The organism is Virgibacillus xinjiangensis, assembly GCF_042643145.1.
Taxonomy (GTDB): Bacteria; Bacillota; Bacilli; order Bacillales; family Amphibacillaceae; genus Virgibacillus_O; species Virgibacillus_O xinjiangensis.
On record NZ_JBHRSA010000041.1, the window covers coordinates 126819 to 145760 of the forward strand.

Annotated in this window: 21 protein-coding genes and 1 other annotated feature; of the genes, 8 read left to right on the forward strand and 13 right to left on the reverse strand. The window is 45.6% G+C overall.

The genetic code is table 11. The features are described from left to right. The first annotated feature begins 148 nt into the window (after nucleotides 1–148). Nucleotides 149–1798: a CoA-disulfide reductase gene (cdr, locus tag ACFOGI_RS10020; protein ID WP_390271948.1), complete on the forward strand. Its 1650-nt coding sequence runs from the start codon at nucleotides 149–151 to the stop codon at nucleotides 1796–1798. Nucleotides 1799–1994: 196 nt separating this feature from the next. Continuing rightward, nucleotides 1995–2170 (forward strand) — a binding site (T-box leader). A 101-nt stretch (nucleotides 2171–2271) separates the two neighbouring features. Further along, nucleotides 2272–3276: a tryptophan--tRNA ligase gene (gene trpS, locus ACFOGI_RS10025; protein ID WP_390271950.1), complete on the forward strand. Its 1005-nt coding sequence runs from the start codon at nucleotides 2272–2274 to the stop codon at nucleotides 3274–3276. Between the two features lie 90 nt (nucleotides 3277–3366). On the opposite strand, the gene ACFOGI_RS10030 is transcribed toward trpS, so the two are convergent. From ACFOGI_RS10030 to ACFOGI_RS10055, 6 genes are all read right to left on the reverse strand, one after another. Beyond that, the gene (locus ACFOGI_RS10030; protein WP_390271952.1) at nucleotides 3367–4128 is read right to left on the reverse strand and encodes a YjbA family protein; all 762 of its coding nucleotides are present in this window, start codon (nucleotides 4126–4128) and stop codon (nucleotides 3367–3369) included. A gap of 77 nt (nucleotides 4129–4205) precedes the next feature. Further along, on the reverse strand, nucleotides 4206–4412 hold the full coding sequence (locus ACFOGI_RS10035) for a hypothetical protein (RefSeq protein ID WP_390271954.1): 207 nt from the start codon (nucleotides 4410–4412) through the stop codon (nucleotides 4206–4208). Between the two features lie 173 nt (nucleotides 4413–4585). Continuing rightward, on the reverse strand, nucleotides 4586–5824 hold the full coding sequence (fabF, locus tag ACFOGI_RS10040; RefSeq protein WP_390271956.1) for a beta-ketoacyl-ACP synthase II: 1239 nt from the start codon (nucleotides 5822–5824) through the stop codon (nucleotides 4586–4588). 29 nt (nucleotides 5825–5853) lie between these two features. Further along, on the reverse strand, nucleotides 5854–6792 hold the full coding sequence (locus tag ACFOGI_RS10045; RefSeq protein WP_390271959.1) for a beta-ketoacyl-ACP synthase III: 939 nt from the start codon (nucleotides 6790–6792) through the stop codon (nucleotides 5854–5856). 208 nt (nucleotides 6793–7000) lie between these two features. Beyond that, nucleotides 7001–7957: a BMP family ABC transporter substrate-binding protein gene (locus ACFOGI_RS10050; RefSeq protein ID WP_390271960.1), complete on the reverse strand. Its 957-nt coding sequence runs from the start codon at nucleotides 7955–7957 to the stop codon at nucleotides 7001–7003. Between the two features lie 86 nt (nucleotides 7958–8043). Continuing rightward, nucleotides 8044–8646, reverse strand: a complete 603-nt coding sequence (locus ACFOGI_RS10055; protein WP_390271962.1) for a hypothetical protein — start codon at nucleotides 8644–8646, stop codon at nucleotides 8044–8046. Between the two features lie 175 nt (nucleotides 8647–8821). Between ACFOGI_RS10055 and ACFOGI_RS10060 the strand changes: the two genes are divergently transcribed. Next, nucleotides 8822–9004 carry a DUF2929 family protein gene (locus tag ACFOGI_RS10060; RefSeq protein ID WP_390271964.1) on the forward strand — a complete coding sequence of 61 codons (183 nt, stop codon included), beginning with the start codon at nucleotides 8822–8824 and terminating at the stop codon, nucleotides 9002–9004. An 80-nt stretch (nucleotides 9005–9084) separates the two neighbouring features. On the opposite strand, the gene ACFOGI_RS10065 is transcribed toward ACFOGI_RS10060, so the two are convergent. Next, complete coding sequence (locus tag ACFOGI_RS10065; RefSeq protein ID WP_390271966.1) at nucleotides 9085–9426, reverse strand: hypothetical protein; 342 nt, start codon at nucleotides 9424–9426, stop codon at nucleotides 9085–9087. Between the two features lie 113 nt (nucleotides 9427–9539). On the opposite strand from ACFOGI_RS10065, the gene ACFOGI_RS10070 reads away from it, so the two are divergent. After that, nucleotides 9540–10346, forward strand: coding sequence for an undecaprenyl-diphosphate phosphatase (locus ACFOGI_RS10070; protein WP_390272178.1), 807 nt, complete (start codon nucleotides 9540–9542; stop codon nucleotides 10344–10346). Nucleotides 10347–10399: 53 nt separating this feature from the next. Here ACFOGI_RS10070 and ACFOGI_RS10075 read toward each other — a convergent pair whose 3' ends face one another. From ACFOGI_RS10075 to ACFOGI_RS10085, 3 genes are all read right to left on the reverse strand, one after another. Next, complete coding sequence (locus tag ACFOGI_RS10075; RefSeq protein ID WP_390271969.1) at nucleotides 10400–11557, reverse strand: TIGR04053 family radical SAM/SPASM domain-containing protein; 1158 nt, start codon at nucleotides 11555–11557, stop codon at nucleotides 10400–10402. A gap of 124 nt (nucleotides 11558–11681) precedes the next feature. Next, the gene (locus ACFOGI_RS10080; protein WP_390271971.1) at nucleotides 11682–12107 is read right to left on the reverse strand and encodes a cytochrome C oxidase subunit II; all 426 of its coding nucleotides are present in this window, start codon (nucleotides 12105–12107) and stop codon (nucleotides 11682–11684) included. 55 nt (nucleotides 12108–12162) lie between these two features. Then, nucleotides 12163–12402 carry a DUF2249 domain-containing protein gene (locus ACFOGI_RS10085; protein ID WP_390271973.1) on the reverse strand — a complete coding sequence of 80 codons (240 nt, stop codon included), beginning with the start codon at nucleotides 12400–12402 and terminating at the stop codon, nucleotides 12163–12165. A gap of 189 nt (nucleotides 12403–12591) precedes the next feature. Between ACFOGI_RS10085 and ACFOGI_RS10090 the strand changes: the two genes are divergently transcribed. The 4 genes from ACFOGI_RS10090 to moaC all read left to right on the forward strand — a co-directional run bounded on the left by ACFOGI_RS10090 (nucleotide 12592) and on the right by moaC (nucleotide 16832). After that, nucleotides 12592–13284 carry a Crp/Fnr family transcriptional regulator gene (locus ACFOGI_RS10090; RefSeq protein WP_390271975.1) on the forward strand — a complete coding sequence of 231 codons (693 nt, stop codon included), beginning with the start codon at nucleotides 12592–12594 and terminating at the stop codon, nucleotides 13282–13284. A 189-nt stretch (nucleotides 13285–13473) separates the two neighbouring features. Beyond that, nucleotides 13474–13917 carry a hypothetical protein gene (locus tag ACFOGI_RS10095; protein ID WP_390271977.1) on the forward strand — a complete coding sequence of 148 codons (444 nt, stop codon included), beginning with the start codon at nucleotides 13474–13476 and terminating at the stop codon, nucleotides 13915–13917. A gap of 15 nt (nucleotides 13918–13932) precedes the next feature. Next, complete coding sequence (locus ACFOGI_RS10100) at nucleotides 13933–16170, forward strand: molybdopterin oxidoreductase family protein (RefSeq protein ID WP_390271979.1); 2238 nt, start codon at nucleotides 13933–13935, stop codon at nucleotides 16168–16170. Nucleotides 16171–16337: 167 nt separating this feature from the next. Continuing rightward, nucleotides 16338–16832 (forward strand): cyclic pyranopterin monophosphate synthase MoaC, encoded by a 495-nt coding sequence (moaC, locus tag ACFOGI_RS10105; RefSeq protein ID WP_390271981.1) that lies wholly within the window; start codon nucleotides 16338–16340, stop codon nucleotides 16830–16832. A gap of 115 nt (nucleotides 16833–16947) precedes the next feature. On the opposite strand, the gene modB is transcribed toward moaC, so the two are convergent. From modB to ACFOGI_RS10120, 3 genes are read right to left on the reverse strand one after another with little or no spacing between them, the layout of a single operon-like run. Beyond that, nucleotides 16948–17607, reverse strand: a complete 660-nt coding sequence (gene modB / locus ACFOGI_RS10110; protein ID WP_390271984.1) for a molybdate ABC transporter permease subunit — start codon at nucleotides 17605–17607, stop codon at nucleotides 16948–16950. Beyond that, nucleotides 17607–18395: a molybdate ABC transporter substrate-binding protein gene (gene modA, locus ACFOGI_RS10115; protein WP_390271986.1), complete on the reverse strand. Its 789-nt coding sequence runs from the start codon at nucleotides 18393–18395 to the stop codon at nucleotides 17607–17609. Before modA ends, modB begins: the two co-directional genes overlap by 1 nt. A 30-nt stretch (nucleotides 18396–18425) precedes the next feature. Further along, a complete protein-coding gene (locus ACFOGI_RS10120) occupies nucleotides 18426–18941 on the reverse strand; it encodes a MogA/MoaB family molybdenum cofactor biosynthesis protein (RefSeq protein WP_390271988.1) in 516 nt (171 codons plus the stop codon). Nucleotide 18942: the final 1 nt, after the last annotated feature.

Genomic DNA, 18942 nt, shown 5'->3' on the forward strand with positions numbered 1-18942 from the left:
TTTGTCCATACATTCGGAGAAAAAACTCAGCCTTCTTTAGATAAAGTCGGAACTTTAAGAGCAGCGAATAAGATTCAGTTGACATTATACCCCGACAGGTATATTATTAACGCATAACTTAATTATGGGTAAAACAGGAGATGAAAGCATGCAAAAGAAAATCGTCATTGTAGGTGGAGTTGCTGGAGGATCAACTGCTGCAGCACGGTTAAGGAGACTGGACGAACATGCAGAGATCGTCATGTTCGAAAAAGGGGAACACATATCCTTTGCGAATTGCGGATTACCTTACTATATAGGAGAAACCATCAAAGACCGTCAAAAATTACTGGTTCAAACGGTCGAAAGTATGGCTAGCAGATACAAATTGGATATACGGACGTTCAGTGAAGTTATCCAAATCAACCGTGAAAAAAGATCCCTTGTAGTGAGAAATGTACAAACGAATGAAAAGTATGAAGAAACGTTTGATGAATTGATTCTCTCACCTGGGGCAAGGCCGATCGTCCCTCCCATACCAGGTATTGAGGACGCTGCCGCTCTCTTCACTTTACGAAACATCCCTGATACAGACCGTATCAAGTCGTTTATCGACAACGAAAAGCCGAAACATGCGGTGGTCGTGGGCGGGGGCTTTATAGGATTGGAGATGGCAGAAAACCTCCATGAAAGAGGTATGGAGGTAACTGTTGTGGAAATGGCGGAGCAGGTAATGGCCCCGCTTGATTATGAAATGGCAGCTATCATTCATAAGCATTTGAAAGAAAAAGGCATCCATCTCCTCTTGAACGATGGGGTCAAGTCTTTTGAGGAAAACGGTACAAAGGTAATCACTCAAAATGGTACGGAAATCACCACAGATTTCATCCTTCTGTCTATCGGGGTCCGTCCAGAAAATGAGCTGGCAAAAGAAGCTGGACTAGACGTCGGGAAACGGGGTGGAATTCAAGTAAATGAATATTTGCAAACCAATGACCCGAATATATATGCAATCGGTGATGCGATTGAAGTGAAGGACTATATGAATGGGCAACCAGCCATGGTTCCACTGGCATGGCCGGCGAACAGGCAGGGCCGGGCTGTAGCTGATAACATCTATGGAAAAAAAGTAAGCTATAAAGGGACACTTGGAACATCCATTGCAAAAGTATTTGATTACACAGTAGCTGTTACTGGTAATAATGAAAAAACGTTGGATCGTTTAGGAATTTCACACGAAGTTGTCCACGTTCATCCTGTTTCCCATGCTGGATATTACCCGGGTGCCTCCCCGATTGCACTTAAGCTTGTTTTTGATAAAGTAACAGGGACTATTTACGGAGCACAAGCAGTTGGTAAAGAAGGTGTCGATAAACGGATCGATATCATCGCAACTGCCATCAAAGGCGGCTTAACCGTCCTTGATTTGCCTGATTTGGAATTGGCCTATGCTCCGCCTTATTCTTCAGCAAAAGACCCTGTCAATATGGCAGGATATGTTGCCAGCAATATTGTAGAAAGCGGCTTAGAAACCGTCCAATGGAGTGAAATTGATGAGATAGTAGCTAATGGTGGTACTTTGATCGATGTTCGTAACCCAGCTGAGCTGGAAAATGGGTTCATTGAAGGAGCCAAAAACATTCCGGTTGATACGTTACGAGAGCATCTGCTGGAGCTTCCGAAAGACGAAACAATTTATGTAAATTGCCAGGTTGGCCTGCGGGGGTATATCGCAACACGGATTTTAGAAGAGAATGGTTTCACTGTGAAAAACTTGGATGGTGGCTGGAAAACCTATGCCCAAGTATTTAATGACTAAATATTAATGGCCTATGATTGTAGAGCCGGCCCACCTAGGGTCGGCTCTATATATTGATTTTATCGTTCTGCATGGATATAGACTAACTCTTTTCACTGAATGAAGTGATGTACATGGAACATGGATTTGCTAGGCCCGATTACGCTTACACTTGCAATTCAAAACAATGATATATATAATAGTAAAAAAATACATACCATCGGCGATGAAGAAGAGAAAGTACATGTACCCGCTGATTTGAAGAGAGCTTGTGGTTGGTGAAAACAAGCATCAAGGTAATTTGGAATTGGACTTCCGAGCTGACAAAAAAGTAAAGTGATCTTACAAATTGTAAGGTAATTAGGGTGGCACCGCGGTTCATTCGTCCCTGTTTTTCAAGGGAACAATGAGCTTTTTTAATGCAAAAAAAAGATCCTGTCCACAAGGGATCTACTATCTAACCATATATCATTGAAGAAGACGGAGGCAAAACGATGAAAACGATATTTTCCGGAATCCAGCCAAGTGGTACATTGACCCTGGGCAACTATTTGGGAGCCTTGAAGCAGTTTGTGGAATTACAGGAAGACCATGACTGCTATTTCTGCATTGTGGATGAGCATGCCATTACGGTACCACAGGACCGATTGGAATTAAGAAATAACATTAAATCTCTGGCGGCATTGTACTTGGCGTCAGGAATCGACCCTAAGAAATCGACCTTATTCATCCAGTCCGAAGTAGGTGCACACACCCAATTGGGATGGATGCTGCAATCGATCAGTTATATCGGCGAATTGGAACGGATGACCCAGTTCAAGGACAAATCATCCAAATCAGCTGGAAAGGAAGCAGTGTCGGCCGGTCTGTTGACTTATCCACCGTTGATGGCATCCGATATTCTCCTGTATAACACGGATATCGTTCCTGTTGGGGAAGATCAGAAACAGCATCTGGAACTAACCAGAGACCTGGCACAGCGCTTTAACAATAAGTTCAATGATATCTTCACCATTCCAGAAGCACGTATTCCTAAAGTCGGTGCGAGGATAATGTCTTTGCAGGAACCCACTAAAAAAATGAGCAAATCCGATGAAAACCAGAAAGGGTTCATATCCATGCTGGACGAACCGAAGAGAATTGAGAAAAAAATCAAGAGTGCGGTGACAGATTCTGAAGGAATTGTGAAATATGACAAAGAGAATAAACCGGGCATTTCCAACTTATTGACCATCTATTCCAGCTGTTCAGGCGAGACTGTGGAAGAATTAGAGGCAAAGTATGAAGGGAAAGGCTATGGCGATTTCAAGCAAGATACAGCCAATGCAGTCATTCAGCTTCTCGAGCCGATCCAGCAAAAATATAATGAATTGATCAACTCAGCCGAGTTGGACGATATTTTGGATGAAGGTGCCGACAAAGCGGCATACACCGCCAACAAGACACTACGAAAAGCGAAAAAAGCAATGGGTCTTGGCAGAGTAAAGAAGAAAAAGTAAAGGAAGCCAGCACCTGCTGCTTATATACATCCCATCAATAAAAGCCGAATACCTCCTTGGTATTCGGCTTTTATTATTAGCGTTTCAGGACTAATTTTGCTTCGATTTACTTTCTTCCGTATCCTGTTCCATCTCGTACATTTTCTCCAAAAATGGCTGTCCTTTTACGATCTTCGCACATAATTCTTCGTGGGAGGGGCTCCACCCGTCTTTTACCCCATGGTATAATGCTTTCCAGACCTTGTCTTCGTCCATAAAACGGATATAGGGGTAATTCTTTGGGTCCCATTCTGTCAGCCAATAACGAAGCTCTTCCAGATTATTGGCTGTCCGCAGCTGATCAAGCCCCATCATCAAGAGGTGTTTCAGCTGTCTCTCCCTTCTTGTCAACCCGAATATCAGCTCAGGGGACAAGGAGAGGATGTGGTACTCCTTTTCATAATCGCCAGCTTCAAATTGGAACGACTGTGGCTTGGATTTTTTTATCATATCATATACCATCTGTTCCTGCCTTGGAATCAGACGGCTCTTCCGGACGGGAATCTGATAGCCGATAGTGTCGATTGCAAGGATATCATTTCCATCTGTCAGTACTGCACCATATTCCAATACGGTACGCTCCTGTCCTTTACGGGTGTACGCACGTCGATAGATCGAATCAAGCATTGGCTTAGGCAGGTCTTGCATGTCGTTTTCAATGTAGTGGTATAAATCTTCTGTTATGTACAAGAGCGGAACCTGATCCATTAACTCGATTTTATCCTCTTTTCGCCATTCATGAAAATGGCAGACACTGTAACCATTCTCTTCCCCTTCGAACCAATTGACCCAAACATCATGCATGTACATCATATACAACCCTCGCTTTGTAAACTGAACTTACGATACATTATGGCCAGCAAATGGAAATTTATTCAGATTACGTCGCCTTAAAATCTGTTTGGGAATCGATAAATGATGATCGACATGATCAAGAGGCCAATCGGAAGCAGATATGTTTCCATCCTCCCCTTGACAAAAACGAAATAGTCCAGCCAGGACAAACCTGCAGGCAAGAAATTCAAATAAGCAATCAGTGTTACGCCACCCGAAACAGCCAGCCCGAAACCAATAAGAAACAGGAAAATATACCCCATCGTCTCCACACCTCAAATTCTTTTGCTCGTCCACAAACTATTAGTCTAGTCTATGCCGAGTGGACAAGGTTCATGACTGACTATGTTTATGCAGCTTTTGCCTGCTAAGGACAACAGCTCTGTTCCGGATATGTAAAAAAAACCCGACCGATGGTAAAGGCCGGGTTCATCTATTATTGATATTTTTTAAAAACAAGTGCAACATTATGGCCGCCAAACCCGAGTGAGTTGCTTACAACTGTGTTGACTTCCTGTTCCCTTGCCTCGTTCGGCACATAATCCAGATCACAGTCCGGATCAGGTGTCTCATAATTGATGGTAGCTGGAATGATACCATCCTCTATTGCTTTTATAGAAATTACGGATTCTATTCCTCCGGCTGCGCCAAGGAGATGCCCGGTCATTGACTTTGTGGACGATACAGCCAACTTGTGGGCATGTTCTCCAAATACAGTCTTGATGGCTTCCGTTTCATACTTGTCATTCAGTGCAGTGCTCGTTCCATGGGCATTGATATAATCTATCATTTCAGGAGCTACACCGGCATCATCAAGTGCCTGCTGCATCGCACGTGCCGCACCTTCTCCATGCTCAGCTGGGGCAGTGATATGATAAGCATCCCCGGTCGCTCCATATCCGGCAATCTCTCCATAAATATGAGCATCACGTTCCAAGGCGGACTCCAATGTTTCAAGAATCAATATGCCTGACCCTTCTCCCATGACAAAACCATCCCTGTCTTTGTCGAACGGGCGGCTTGCCTTTTGCGGATCATCATTCAGGGAGAGTGCTTTAGCAGAGGAGAAGCCGGCGAAAGCCATATTGGAAATTGGTGCCTCAGTTCCTCCAGCGATGATATAATCAGCATCTCCACGCTGTACAGCCTTGTATGCATCACCAATTGAATTGGCTCCGGAGGCACATGCTGTTACCGTACAAGAATTGATTCCTTTGGCTCCTGTCTGTATGGATACCTGGCCTGCAGCCATGTCCGGAATCATCATCGGTACGAAGAAAGGACTGACCCGCTTTGGTCCCTTTTCCAACAGCTTCGTATGCTGGTCCTCCCATGTCTTCATTCCCCCGATCCCTGAGCCGATCCATACTCCGACTCGGTGAGCATTACTGTCATCGATGGTCAAGCCTGCATCTTCCAAGGCCATTTTTGAAGCGGCAACCGCATATTGAGTGAAAGGATCCATCTTGCGTACATCCTTTTTATCGATGTACTGTGCCGGATCAAAGTCTTTCACTTCACCGGCGACTTTTGCCGGGTATTCGTCTTTGTTCACTTTGGTTACAAAATCAATGCCGGAAGTACCTGCAATAAGATTTTGCCACATTGTTTTCGTGTCGTTACCGATTGGAGAGATTGACCCAAGCCCGGTAATGACCACCCTTCTCTGTTCCATATGGTCTGCCTCCTCTAATGGTTGTTCGTTTATTTTCCCCATCTTAGTGCTATAGCGCCCCATGTCAGGCCGCCGCCGAATCCGACAAGCACTACCAAATCATTATCTTTAATTTTACCACCTTGGATTGCTTCTGATAAGGCAATCGGTATAGAAGCCGACGAGTTATTTCCATACCTTTTTACAGAAGTGGCCATCTTTTCTTCAGAAATCCCCAAGCGCTCCCTTGCAGATTCCATGATTCGCATATTTGCCTGGTGTGGCACAAGATAGTCGACATCCTCTTTCGCCAACCCTGCCTGTTCAATGACATTGACAGAAGACTCTGGCATCTGTCTGACTGCAAACTTGAATACTTCCCTGCCGTTCATCTGCAAATGGTCCTCTTCGTCTTGGTAAAGTTGTTTACCACCGGATCCATCTGCGCCAAGTTCAAAGGAAAGGATTCCTTTCCCTTCCGACACCTCTCCAAGCACTGCAGCCCCGGCGCCATCTCCGAATAGCACACAAGTTGCACGGTCGGACCAGTCCGTAATTTTAGACAATTTCTCAGCCCCTACGACTAAGACATGTTTATATACTCCTGATTGGATGAATTGTTGAGCAGTAACCATACCGTACATGAAACCGGAACATGCGGCACTGACATCCATGGCAGCCGCTTTCTTGGCCCCTAGACGATCCTGAAGCATGCATGATACAGATGGAAACGGTGTGTCCGGTGTCACAGTGGCGACCAGTATCAGATCAATATCATCTGCTTCCACTCCCGATTGCTCAAGGGCATGGACAGCTGCGAAGTAAGCCATATCCGAAGTGTCCACATCGTCTTCCGCTATTCTTCTTTCTTCAATCCCTGTACGGGTGCGGATCCACTCATCACTGGTATCTACAATCTTTTCCATATCGTTATTGGTGAGAACTTTCTCCGGTACATAATGCCCTGCACCCAAAACTCCTACGCTCATGCTTCCATCCCCTTATCTTATATAATGAATTTCATCGTTATTATCAATTCTTATGACTTGGTGCTAATTTTAATCCAATCCTTTTATTTTTGCAAGTAAGCTTTGGACATCAGCAAACAAGATCACCTTTTCAACTTCGATTTCCCCTTATCATTCTCTTTTGGACATTAAAAGCCCGGGCAACCGCATCTGCGGCCACCCGGGCTTTTTAACGTTCGTTCGGCAGCAGGCCGGTCTGTTTGTATTTTTCCAGCTCTTCATTCAGCTTCTCCTGAAAGTCTTGCGGTACATCAGGACTGAATTCTCCAAGAGAAATGACTTCGTCCTCCAGGTCATAGGTGATAATGCTGCCATTCAAACTTCCATTATCAAATTCTTCTGCAACGGTTTCATACAGCTGATCTACATGCTGCCGTGTACTGGTAAGAACTGTCCGTTCATCAATGTCCGACTGGTCGACGATGTACCCGATCGCGTAGAGACCATCCTCTTCTGCCTGCTCGATGATAGAACGGGAAAAACTATCACCAGTCGGATAAAAAACATCGGTACCGTTCTCTTTCATTGTGTGGTAGATCTCTGCTGCCCGACCATCATCCTGCCAGTTATTCAGAAAGTCTATCTCAATCTCTGCCTGCGGATTTTCGTAATGGACCCCTTCAAAGAAACCTTCAATTTCCGGCTGCCATTCATACGCGGCGATGATTCCAACCTTATCCGCCTCTGTCATTCTACCGGCCACCATGCCTGCAAAGAATCCCACCGCATGGGAGTTGAAATTCAGACTGGTCACATTTTCATCCATATATCCTCCATTGAAATAAACAAAATGTACATCGGGGTAGTCATCAGCGAGTTCGGAAAAATAAGGTCCATAACTGCTGCTATGGCCGAAAATCAGGTTGACTCCGTCGCGTACAAATTCATCCACTGCTTCCCTCGTCTGCTGCTCTGTCCGGACATTCTCTTCATAGAAAACATCCACTTCATATGTATCGCCTATATTTAATAACCCCTGATAACCTTTATCCACCCATCCTTCATCATCAATTGAGCCTTCTGTGAGCATGCCGACATTCTGAATATTCCCGGCAGAAAAATAATCACAACCGGACAGGAGGATGGCTGTAAGGAAGATCGAGGAAAAAAAACAGATTCTTTTCACCAAACGGCCTCCATTTCTCTTTCTGTCCCTATTTTACCGAAATGAACTCTATCCAGCAACATCAGTATTGCCATGAAATGGGAATTTCAATACAGAGGTCGGTATGTCCTATAATGTTCCTGTAATGCCTCTACCCTTTGCTGAACCCGGCCTCCCCCCATAATAAGGACGGAGTCTTTCCTTTTCATATCCATTTTATCAGCAGGACCTTTGGCATCTATTATCGAGGGCAGTATTCCAGCCCGTACCCATTGGATTAACGCCCTTGTAAAATCCTTGATATACATAGCCTCCTGGCTAAACTTCTTTGAATCAAACCGTATGAACTCCTTTTCTGCATATATGCCATCTTCGTTCATCGGCATCCATTCCCCGAACAACAGTGGTGGGTGAATCGTCGTAATGTTTTCTGAGTTATTCACAGCTTTATGGCCGATATAGAGGCAACGATCGTAGTGATTGACCTGGAATCCAGGGACTTCATTAATCGCAATCATCGCCTCATAATTTGCCGACAGTGCTGTCTCATCATCCAACACGGTGAGATTGCTGTTCCGCCCGAAGAAAAGAAGTAGGTCCTCTCTTACTCCCTTGTCAATCATCGCGTGGACATGGCAGTTCTGGTATAGTAGATCCTCTACAACATGCCATCCAATCCAATGGTTACAGTTTGAAACGAGTATATTCATATTTTCTCCTCCTTGGATTGTCTATGTAATTTCTTTATTGGCCCAAAGACGCCCTTCATTAAGAATAAAAATACTTTGCTTTGTCTGCCAAATTTGGTAAACTGAATGAGTATAATGACAACATGAATGATGACGAAGATGATGAAAACCAGTCCTAAAAGTTGAGGTGTTAAGCATGAAATACATAATGACAATTGTTTGGGCGCTGCTGATCAGTTTCGCCATTTCCTATGTATTGACAAGCATGGGTGGGGAGCCTTTCGCTGTCATGGACTCCGTGATCCTTGCCGGAATCCTCTCGGTGGCTGTATTCGTATTAGGTGGCGGAGCACTCGGCGGCCAAAGCGAGCAAAACTAGTAGGGAAACCCTTGCCTGCAAGGAATGTGGGCAAGGGTTTCTTTTTGCAGTTAAACTAACTTCTTCCTATGAACCATTCATTAATACCAAGGGAGTACACTTAGCGCTGCCAATGCGGCGAGCGGCAGGATAAGTCGACGAAACCTTCTCGGCGGTCGATGATAGCCATAACCCGGATAACCATACCCTGGATAGCCATAGCCCGGGTATCCGAATATACGTTCGTCAGGATAACCGTTCCGGTAATCATGCTCCGCATATGCCTGATTCTCTCCCCCAACTGGTACTGCAAAATAAACATTTTCATTATCCAAACCAGTGATGATGCCGTCTACTTTCGTGCCATCCACCATTTCAGCAAGCACATAGGAATGCATATGATTCTTACATTGTTCATACATATGTTGATAATTTGTGTTCATTTATAACAACCTCCTCACCATTTAGGCTATTCAAACGAATGGTTTATGGTGACTCGTCTAATGGAGGTAGAATTGAAGAATTGAAGAACTGAGGAGGACTCTCTATGGAAGTAATGACAGAACTTTGGACGTTGGTTAAATATCTTGTATTGGGGCTGTTCCAAGGGTTTACAGAACCTATTCCCATTTCATCCAGTGGGCACCTGGTAATACTCCGTGAATTATTCGATGTGGAAATCAAGGGTCTTTCCTTTGAAATATTAGTGAATTTCGGGTCCCTGATCGCTGTATTGATTGTCTTCCGCGAGGATATCATTCGGCTCATCAAAAACGGTTGGCTCTATCTGACTAAAAAGGATGAAGCTGCAAAGGGTGATTTCCAGTTTATTATCTTTCTGGTCGTCGCCACAATTCCGACTGGAATCCTCGGCCTCTTATTTGAGGACATGATTGCTGATGCAGGTGTATGGATTGTTGGCTATACTCTCCTTATTACAGGAGCGGCCCTATGGATCATCCGCAATCTGCACGGACAGAAGAATGACGGCGATCTCAGTATGAAGGATGCTCTTATTGTCGGTTTCGCCCAGGCTGCTGCCCTCGTCCCCGGCATCAGCCGTTCTGGTGCAACTATCGTCGCAGCTATGCTCGTTGGGATGAAACAAGAGACTGCTCTTCGCTTCTCGTTTCTTCTCTATATTCCGGTGAGCTTGGGGATCAGTGTACTCTCCATAACGGACATTGTCAGCGACCCTAACTTCGATACATTGATGATCCCCTATATCATCGCATTCATGGCATCCATTATTGCCTCCTATTTTGCATTGAAATGGTTCATCAATATCATGGCCAGAGGGAACCTGAAATATTTCGCTTTCTATTGTTTCATTGTCGGGATTCTTGTCATCTTATTCTTGTAAACAGACGCAAAAGCAACAGCCTAACTACATGGCTGTTGCTTTTTTCTCTAATTCTATTGGTTGCTTGCTGGTTTGTTCTGTTTCCGTTCTTCTTTCATTTGTTCTCTCATCACCTTTGGAATGTAGACGCAATATGGCTCACTCTCCATATAATCCCCAGTCGCATTATAGGCACGGGACCTGGAACCCCCGCAAACATGACGGAATTCACACACCCCGCATTTCCCTTTATATTTATCCGGATTGCGAAGGTTCTGGAAAACCTCTGAATGACGGTAAATATCCGCAAGCGGGGTCATGCGCACATTGCCGGCTTTTACCGGCAGCAACCCACTTGGATAGACATCACCGGTGTGGGAGATGAATACAAAGCCGTTTCCATCATTGACTCCCTTCGGAGCGCGGCCCAACCCATCAATCTGGCCCGTTTTTCCGTTCATCAGGGCATCCTCATAGAAAATATGCTCCTGATCGCTCATTCCCTTATGTTCCCGCATTTTATTTTGGATGACTACACGACGGTAATGCTGTCCGGCGGTAGTTTTAATATCGAATGGCACCTTTTTCGACAGTTTGTAAAGCCAGCGGAATACACGCTCATGCTCTGCAGGGGAGATCATATCTTCTTCCTTCCCCCGCCCTGTCGGTACCAAGAAAAATACACTCCATAACACACAGCCTAAATCTCCCACCATTTTGGCCATTTCATCAAGGTACTCATAATTATATTTGGATATAACGGTATTGATTTGCAGAGGCATATCCAACTCATGCAGATATTCTATCGCATTCATGGTGAGGTCGAACGATCCGTTTGTACCTCGGAAATGATCATGCACCTCGGCACAATGTCCGTCAATACTGAATGCCCATCGGGACAACCCAACATCTTTCGCCTTTTTCATCGCTTCTTTTGTCACGTTCGGCGTTGCAGACGGTGTCATTGAAACACGCACCCCTTTCTGCACGGCGTATTCCGCAATGTCAAATACATCCGGTCGCTCCAAGGGGTCTCCTCCTGTAAATACCAGCATCGGATTATCCATCTCATATATATCATCGATCAATTTCTTCCCCTCTTCAAAATCAAGTTCCAAGGGATGGCGATGATACTGGGCCTCCGCGCGACAGTGCAGGCACTTCAGTTGGCAGGCTCTGGTCAGTTCCCATATAACAATAAACGGATTTTCATTGTAATCCCGGTTAAACATGATATCCCCTCCTGAATTCTGACTGAAGTATAACCTATCTTGCCAAATAGCGTTGTGACGTACCTCACTTCAGTCATTAAATAAGAAAAGAGCAGCCGCCTGTAGGCTAAGCTCTTCTCACTTCCTATTGCACAATCAGTGTGGCGGTCATCTGATCATGATCCTCGCCGCAGAAAATATTACAATAAATGGTGTACTCACCTGGCTCTTCTGGCACAAAGGTCACTTCTCCTTCACCCTGGAGGTCTACATCAAGCTCATCAATGGCAACTCCATGGTTCCCTTCCTCATTAGTAAGGGTCAAGGTCACTTCTTCTCCAGAATTCACAACAAATTCTTCTCCACCCAAATCGAAGTTCGTAGCTGTCAGATTGATTTCATTGGAAGCTTCACCTTCTGCTGATTCACTTTCCGTTTCCTCTGCTGTCTCCTCGGCCGCAGTCGCGTCATCTGTGTCTTCCGGCCCTGATACCTCGTCACTGCCCCCACCACATGCCGCCAAGAACAGCACCAATGCAAGTACTAAGAATGCCAATAAACCTTTCTTCATAGGAATCATCGATCCTTTCTATTGTCAATTTGATAGCAAACTAATTTCTATTTTTTTATATCTTCCCGATGGCTACACACCAACGGTTCGGCCCTTCTTCCAAATACTCCCAGGTGAATTCTCCCTCTCTTTCCATAATAAATTGATAGTGGAGAGGTTTTGGATCATGGTCATTAGATAACTGCAAATACTCTCCTTTCTCCAGACCGTCGAACACTTCAAATATCCTCGGATGGCGGATTTTCGCTTCAATATCCGGCGCATGCAGTTTCTCTGCAAATACTATTTCCTTCATTGCCTTGCCCTCCCGGTTGATGATGTATTGTTTACAGTTTTATCCTACCTCTTCTATCCCAAAGCTGTTGTGCGTAAAGACACATGCTGCCTATGATTTTAATCACATTGTTAAAAAAGTTAATATCAAGGCTTGCGGCATGCTAGAATAGGAAAGGAAGACTGTATATAGATAAAGGGGATTTTTTCCATGAATAACTATTCCGCAAAGGAACTATTAAAGCATTTCACTTTGTTCAAAGGACTGAGCGATTCGGAAATGGAGCCGATTGTGGACTTTTCACATAATCGCTTGTACCGCCGGGGCACACATATATTCATGCATGGGGACCCGTTGACAAATGTCTATTTCATTTACCAGGGGAAAATTAAAATATATAAGACAGATCTGCATGGCAAAGAACAGATTGTAAATGTACTGGAGGCCGGTGACATGTTTCCGCATCTCGGCTTTTTCCGCAAAGGGGACTATCCGGCACATGCTCAGGTGATTGAAGATGCGGTCCTTTTGTATATCCCGATCGAGTCCTTCGAGAACTTTTTGCTTACCCACCCCGAGACCAGTGTCAAACTGCTTCGGGTGCTTGGCGACCGTATCGTTGATCTGCAAAGCAGATTGGAAGAGCAGATCCTGCACAACACCTATGAGCAGATTATCCTGCTCCTGCTCAGGCTGGCGAAAAATAATGGCACCGAATTAGACGGTGGCGATGTAAAGATTACGACTCAATTCACCAACAGGGAACTCGCGAATATGATTGGTTCCAGCAGGGAAACAGTAAGCCGGACCCTTACCCAGCTGAAAAAGAAAAATCTCCTCTCCACAGATAAATCAGGCTACTTCCTAATTGACACGGAAGCATTGGAAGATGAATTATTCTAATACTGCAGGCTTTCCGGGCGTTTTGCCCCTCCGCCCGGAAAGCAGCCACCCCTCCACTACCAGACTCTCAGCCTCTCCTGCTAGTTTAAGCAACCATTCCAACGGGAATATATAAAAGACTTACAGATTGAGCTAGTACCTATCAACAATCGGGTCCTGCCAAGAGAATAATTCTCGGGAGGGATTTTTTTGGATGCACAAAAACGTCAAGAAATCGATCATATCTACAGGGCTTTTTCCAAAGTCAAAGATCTTACAGACAGACTGCTTGAACACCGATATTTTCCGGAGGACCCTCTGGAAGAAAGAGTTCATTTGATTCTCCGGGAAAAGCAGGACACCCTGGACAAACTGCTATCCTACCTGAAGGAAGAGGATGTGCCACAATATTCCGAATTGGTCGAATGGCTGAAAGTCATATACCGGGATGATGAAACGGAGAAACTGCTTTTTCAAAGCTGGAAACGGATATGCAGCCAGAACAAGTTGTTGGAAGAGCAGACACTTCAGGAGATGGAAGAGTTATTCAATGAGATGAAAGAAGAATTGGAAGAAGCACTGCCGGATGAAGAAGACTTTATGAAGGAAGCACATATCCCTTATATCGTTCCAACATTCTACACGGAAAAATAGAAGGAGGTTTTCATCATGGCATGGGGAGAGCAAAAGACAGACCAAAACATGGATAGGAAAGATGCTGTAGATAAATGGGTCCACAGCACCTGTAACCTCTGCTCCATCGGCTGCGGATGTGAAATTGCGGTCAAGGATGGAAAGATTGCAGGTGTCCGAGGAAATAAAGATCATTCGATCAACTTGGGAAGACTAGATCCAAAGGCAGAGTACCAATGGCAGCCGAATAATAGTCCCGACCGCCTCCTTCACCCACTGATCCGGAATAACCAAGGGAATCTGGAGAAGGCGACATGGGAGGAAGCCATGGATCTGATGGTACAAAAAGCAAAGGAAGTGATCCAGAAAAATGGCGGTGACGGAGTGGCTATCTATTCAACCGGCCAGGGTTTTCTCGAAGACTACTATACAATTGCCAAAATCGGCAGAGCCGGGATCGGCACCCATCTGCTCGATGCGAATACCCGCCTCTGTACAGCAACGACAGAATGGTGTCTCTTGGAATCATTCGGTTCCGACGGTGTCCCGGCCTCCTTTGAAGACGTGGACATAGCAGACACTATCATGCTGTTCGGCCACAATCCCGCTGAAACAGGCAGTGTATTTTTCGAACGGATCATGGAAAGGAAAAAAAGAACAGGGAAACCATACCTTATCGTAGTGGATCCCAGAGAAACTCTTACAGCCAAGGAAGCCGATCTGCATCTGGCATTGAAGCCTGCCACCAATGTGGCTTTAATGAACGGGTTGATCAGGGAAATCATCGACCAAGGCCGGCTGGACAAAGAGTTTATCGGAGAGCATACCGTCCAATTTGATGAAATGAAAGCGTCCGTGGAAGAATGGACATTGGAAAAAACAAGCAGAGAGACAGGGATAGAGGTTGAAATGCTCCGAATGGCGGCTGAACAGCTCGGACAGACGGAGAGTCTCGTCTCTACCACACTCCAAGGGGCATTCCAGAGTAGTGATGCAACGGCAGCTTGTGTGGCTATCAACAATCTTCACTTGATGAGAGGACTGATTGGCAAGCCGGGCAGTGGGCCACTTCATATGGCTGGCCAGCCAAGTTCATCGGGCAACCGCACGGTAGGTGGAGTGGGAACCTATCCGGGCAACCGTAATCCAGAGAATCCCGAACATCTTCGCGAGATTGCGGAGCTATGGAATGTAGAAGAGTCTTCTCTAGCTGTCGGACCTGAGAAGGGCATCATCAAACAAATAGAATTGATGGAGAAAGGACAAATTGGATTCTTCTGGAATATCCATACCAATCCACTTGTCTCCCTGCCGAACCTTCCAAGGGTAAAGTCTGCAATGGAAAAAGCCTTTGTGGTTGTACAGGACCCGTTTTTAACTGAAACAACTGAAGTAGCGGACATTGTCCTCCCCCCTGCCATGTGGGGAGAAAAAGAAGGAACCATGGAAAACGCAGACCGTACCATCAATTTACTGCGAAAGGCAGTAGAGCCCCCAGAAGGCGTCAAGACTGACTTTGAGATCCTGCTGGAATTTAGCAGAAGGATGGAATTGGAAGATAAGGACGGCAACCCATTGGTAGGATATTCTACTCCAGAAGAAGCTTTTGAGGAGTGGAAGCAGGTTTCCAAAGGACGGCCGAGTGATATGTCGGGAATGACATATCACCTACTGGAAAAAAAGAATGGCATCCGCTGGCCGGCACCGAAAGATAACCCGGAAGGCACCGTCCGACTTTATGAAGACGGTAATTTTGCAACAACTCCTGAATACTGCCAAAGTTATGGAAAAGACATCGTCACTGGACGGCCGAAAACCGAAAAAGAGTTTCGAAGTATTCAGGCGAACGGACGGGCCATTTTCCATCCGACCCACCATATGGGTTCACCAGAAAAACCAAGGGAAGAATATCCGTTGTGGCTTAATACCGGGCGTCTCCTATGGCATTGGCACACTCGGACCAAAACTGGACGTGTAGCTGATCTGGATGAAAAGGCGCCAGAAGCATTTGTCCAGCTGAACAAAGAGGATGCAGATGCGCTAAATATAGCGGATGGAGAAAATGTCCAAGTGCAGTCACCACGCGGTGCCATCCAAGTTCCAGTAAAAATCAGCAAGGAAGTGAAACAGGGGGAAGTATTCATCCCATTTCACTTTGGGGAATGGAAAAACGAAAAACCAGCCAACGATTTAACCGGAGATGTGATTGATCCACTATCCCATCAACCTATCCTCAAACAGTCCATCTGCCGCATTGAAAAAACGGAAAGTTAATGAAAGTACCGGCTCCTACTTTGGCAGCCGGTACTTGTTTTACCTTGGCAAGATTACTGGAAAGGAAAGCTTTCTACCACCTTGTCTTACCTCGTCTCGCTTGTTTCATTCTGCCTAATCATGTTTGAATAAAAGAGGATGTAAAATTCTAAAGGCAGGTGAACATCATGGCAGATTTAACTCATTTCAACGAAGATGGACGAGCCAAAATGGTCGATATAACCGATAAGAAAGAAAGCTCCAGAAGAGCTGTAGCCCACTCCAGTGTAAAGATGGACGGCAATGTCTACGACAATATTGTTCAGCAGAAAAATAAGAAAGGAGATGTCCTGGCGGTCGCCCAGGTAGCTGGAATTATGGGGGCCAAGCAGACATCTAATCTGATTCCTATGTGCCATCCGATTCCTATCAGCGGCGTAGACCTTTCCTTTGAATGGGAAAGGTTAGCAGATGATCAATATGAGTTGAACATCAAGGCGGAAGTCAAGACGGTCGGCAGTACCGGTGTAGAGATGGAAGCCCTTACCGCTGCCTCAACAGCTGCACTGACGGTCTATGATATGTGTAAAGCCGTTGATAAGGGGATGATCATCGGCCAGACTTATCTCGAAGAAAAAAGTGGTGGCAAAAGCGGCGAATATAAGAGGCAGGACAACAGTTGACTGTTGTCCTGTCAGGCTGTCGGGTAGCCCGGCAGCTTTTCTATTTATACAGCAAATATATGTAGCGCTCCAGGCGATACTCAGGGTCTCCTGCTGATCCCTGACATGATAAGCTTCAGCTCTTCCTGCCGGCCATGCTGATGGCGTAGAGTAAAATAAATGAAAAGAAGATGCTGATCAAGACGTAATACCAAGCTAGCTTATCCTGACCAGTCTCAATTGCCAAATAAATCGCTGTCGGGATGGTCTGTGTATGGCCCGGAATGTTTCCAGCAAACATCAGTGTGGCACCAAATTCCCCGAAAGCCCTGGTATAGCTTAAAACCGCTCCGGCTGCCAACGCCCTCATAGAAAGGGGAATCAATATGAAAATCAGCAATTTCCAATTCGAGGCTCCGTCCACCCGTGCAGCCCCTAGAATATTGGGGTCGACCGATTGAAATCCTGTCTTGATTGACTGGTACATCAGCGGGAAAGCTACAGATGCCGCCGCAAGGATAGCAGCAGAGACAGTGAACATCATGCTGTTGCCTGTCAGCCATTCCCATATCCTCCCTACTGGGCTATTATTGCCGAACAGGAGAATCAGCAAAAATCCAATAACGGTCGGTGGCAGGACAAGCGGGAGAAAGAAGAAAGTCTCCAATACGGCACGTCCTCTCCATCGTCCATTCGCCATCAAATAGGCAGCGGGGACGGCAAGGATAAATGCAACCAAAGTAGCAGCAGCGGCTACGAAGAATGAAAGAGAAACTGGGTGCCATGACCATTCCATCAGTCGATGACTCCCTTTCCACTTGTCGCTTCAAAACCGTATCGGCGGAAAGTCTCCATGGATTCTTCCGATTGTACAAATTTCAAAAATCTCTTGGCTGCTGTCATGGTATGTTCATCCTGTCCTTCCCTGTTTCCAATTACCGCCGCTGTATATTCGATCGGTGTATGCAACGTTTCGTCAATCTCTTCAAGAACTCTTATCCCCTGCTCATCCTGAATATCACTCATATAAACAATCCCTGCACCGACTGACCCCTTTTCGACCAATGTTAGAACATGAGTAGCATCTTTCGCAAAAACTATCCGATCTTCAAGTGGTGCCCAATCCCCTCGTTTTTCGAGAGCTTCTTGGGCATAAGTGCCTGCAGGAACGGCTTTCGGCGTACCTAGGGCCAGTTTCCTCTCACTCCGGACAAAGTCATCGAAGGACCGATCCGCAGCCCCCTCAGGCACGACCACTGCCAAGCGATTCTGCAGCAAAGCTATACCATTAACAATCATGCCAGCCTCATCCAAACGGGTGTATTCCCTTTTGGAAGCAGAAAAGAAAACATCAATGGGAGCTCCCTGTTCAATTTGGCGCCGTAATGTACCAGAGCCCCCGAAGTTATATGTAATATCAATTTGTGGTTCTTCCTTTTCGAAAGCTTCTTTGACCTCCATCAGACTGTCCATCATGCTGGAAGCTGCTGAAACGGTTAACTCTGTTTTTCCATCCGGAGCTACATCCATAAACGTTTTCCATCCTGCCATGACAAACAGCAGGGTGATTACAAATGCAATCACCCAGTGTTTCCTTCTCCATCCTGCCATTGTCTATTTTTCCAAGTCTTTTGCCAGTTCCATCACGGTATGGCCGAGTTCAGGCAGGATCAGTTTCTCCATGGCAAGCTTTACAGCCCCCGATGAACCTGGTGTGGCAAAAATCACCCTACCACTGGATACACCGGCAACTGCGCGGGAGAGCATACTCGCGGATCCGATGTCATGCTGATAGCTGAGCATACGGAATAATTCGCCGAAACCTGGTATTCCTTTATCAAATACAAGTTCCAACGATTCAATGGTGACATCTCTCTTCGCTATTCCTGTCCCGCCATTTATGAGAATTGCCTCGATACGGCTGTCATCAAGGAAACTGGTTACGGTTGATTGAATCTCTTCCACTTGGTCCGGAACAATCTTATACTCGATGACTTGATGTTCTTGCTCCCGCAACATTTCCTTCATCAGCCTGCCGCTCTTATCAGTCTGTTCATTCCTGGTATCACTTACTGTTATGACGGCTGCTGCCACTTTTTTAGGTGAAGCTTCACGATGTTTTTCCAGCATC

What these genes read in the sequence shown, in the direction of transcription:
- ACFOGI_RS10045 (WP_390271959.1), bottom strand. Translation starts at nt 6,792, where the DNA reads ATGAGCGTAGGAGTTTTGGGTGCAGGGCATTATGTACCGGAGAAAGTT.
- trpS (WP_390271950.1), top strand. Translation starts at nt 2,272, where the DNA reads ATGAAAACGATATTTTCCGGAATCCAGCCAAGTGGTACATTGACCCTG.
- ACFOGI_RS10080 (WP_390271971.1), bottom strand. Translation starts at nt 12,107, where the DNA reads ATGAAGAAAGGTTTATTGGCATTCTTAGTACTTGCATTGGTGCTGTTC.
- fabF (WP_390271956.1), bottom strand. Translation starts at nt 5,824, where the DNA reads ATGGAACAGAGAAGGGTGGTCATTACCGGGCTTGGGTCAATCTCTCCA.
- ACFOGI_RS10055 (WP_390271962.1), bottom strand. Translation starts at nt 8,646, where the DNA reads ATGAATATACTCGTTTCAAACTGTAACCATTGGATTGGATGGCATGTT.
- ACFOGI_RS10060 (WP_390271964.1), top strand. Translation starts at nt 8,822, where the DNA reads ATGAAATACATAATGACAATTGTTTGGGCGCTGCTGATCAGTTTCGCC.
- ACFOGI_RS10070 (WP_390272178.1), top strand. Translation starts at nt 9,540, where the DNA reads ATGACAGAACTTTGGACGTTGGTTAAATATCTTGTATTGGGGCTGTTC.
- ACFOGI_RS10100 (WP_390271979.1), top strand. Translation starts at nt 13,933, where the DNA reads ATGGCATGGGGAGAGCAAAAGACAGACCAAAACATGGATAGGAAAGAT.
- moaC (WP_390271981.1), top strand. Translation starts at nt 16,338, where the DNA reads ATGGCAGATTTAACTCATTTCAACGAAGATGGACGAGCCAAAATGGTC.
- ACFOGI_RS10075 (WP_390271969.1), bottom strand. Translation starts at nt 11,557, where the DNA reads ATGTTTAACCGGGATTACAATGAAAATCCGTTTATTGTTATATGGGAA.
- ACFOGI_RS10090 (WP_390271975.1), top strand. Translation starts at nt 12,592, where the DNA reads ATGAATAACTATTCCGCAAAGGAACTATTAAAGCATTTCACTTTGTTC.
- ACFOGI_RS10120 (WP_390271988.1), bottom strand. Translation starts at nt 18,941, where the DNA reads ATGCTGGAAAAACATCGTGAAGCTTCACCTAAAAAAGTGGCAGCAGCC.
- ACFOGI_RS10035 (WP_390271954.1), bottom strand. Translation starts at nt 4,412, where the DNA reads ATGGGGTATATTTTCCTGTTTCTTATTGGTTTCGGGCTGGCTGTTTCG.
- ACFOGI_RS10085 (WP_390271973.1), bottom strand. Translation starts at nt 12,402, where the DNA reads ATGAAGGAAATAGTATTTGCAGAGAAACTGCATGCGCCGGATATTGAA.
- ACFOGI_RS10030 (WP_390271952.1), bottom strand. Translation starts at nt 4,128, where the DNA reads ATGATGTACATGCATGATGTTTGGGTCAATTGGTTCGAAGGGGAAGAG.
- modB (WP_390271984.1), bottom strand. Translation starts at nt 17,607, where the DNA reads ATGGAATGGTCATGGCACCCAGTTTCTCTTTCATTCTTCGTAGCCGCT.
- cdr (WP_390271948.1), top strand. Translation starts at nt 149, where the DNA reads ATGCAAAAGAAAATCGTCATTGTAGGTGGAGTTGCTGGAGGATCAACT.
- ACFOGI_RS10065 (WP_390271966.1), bottom strand. Translation starts at nt 9,426, where the DNA reads ATGAACACAAATTATCAACATATGTATGAACAATGTAAGAATCATATG.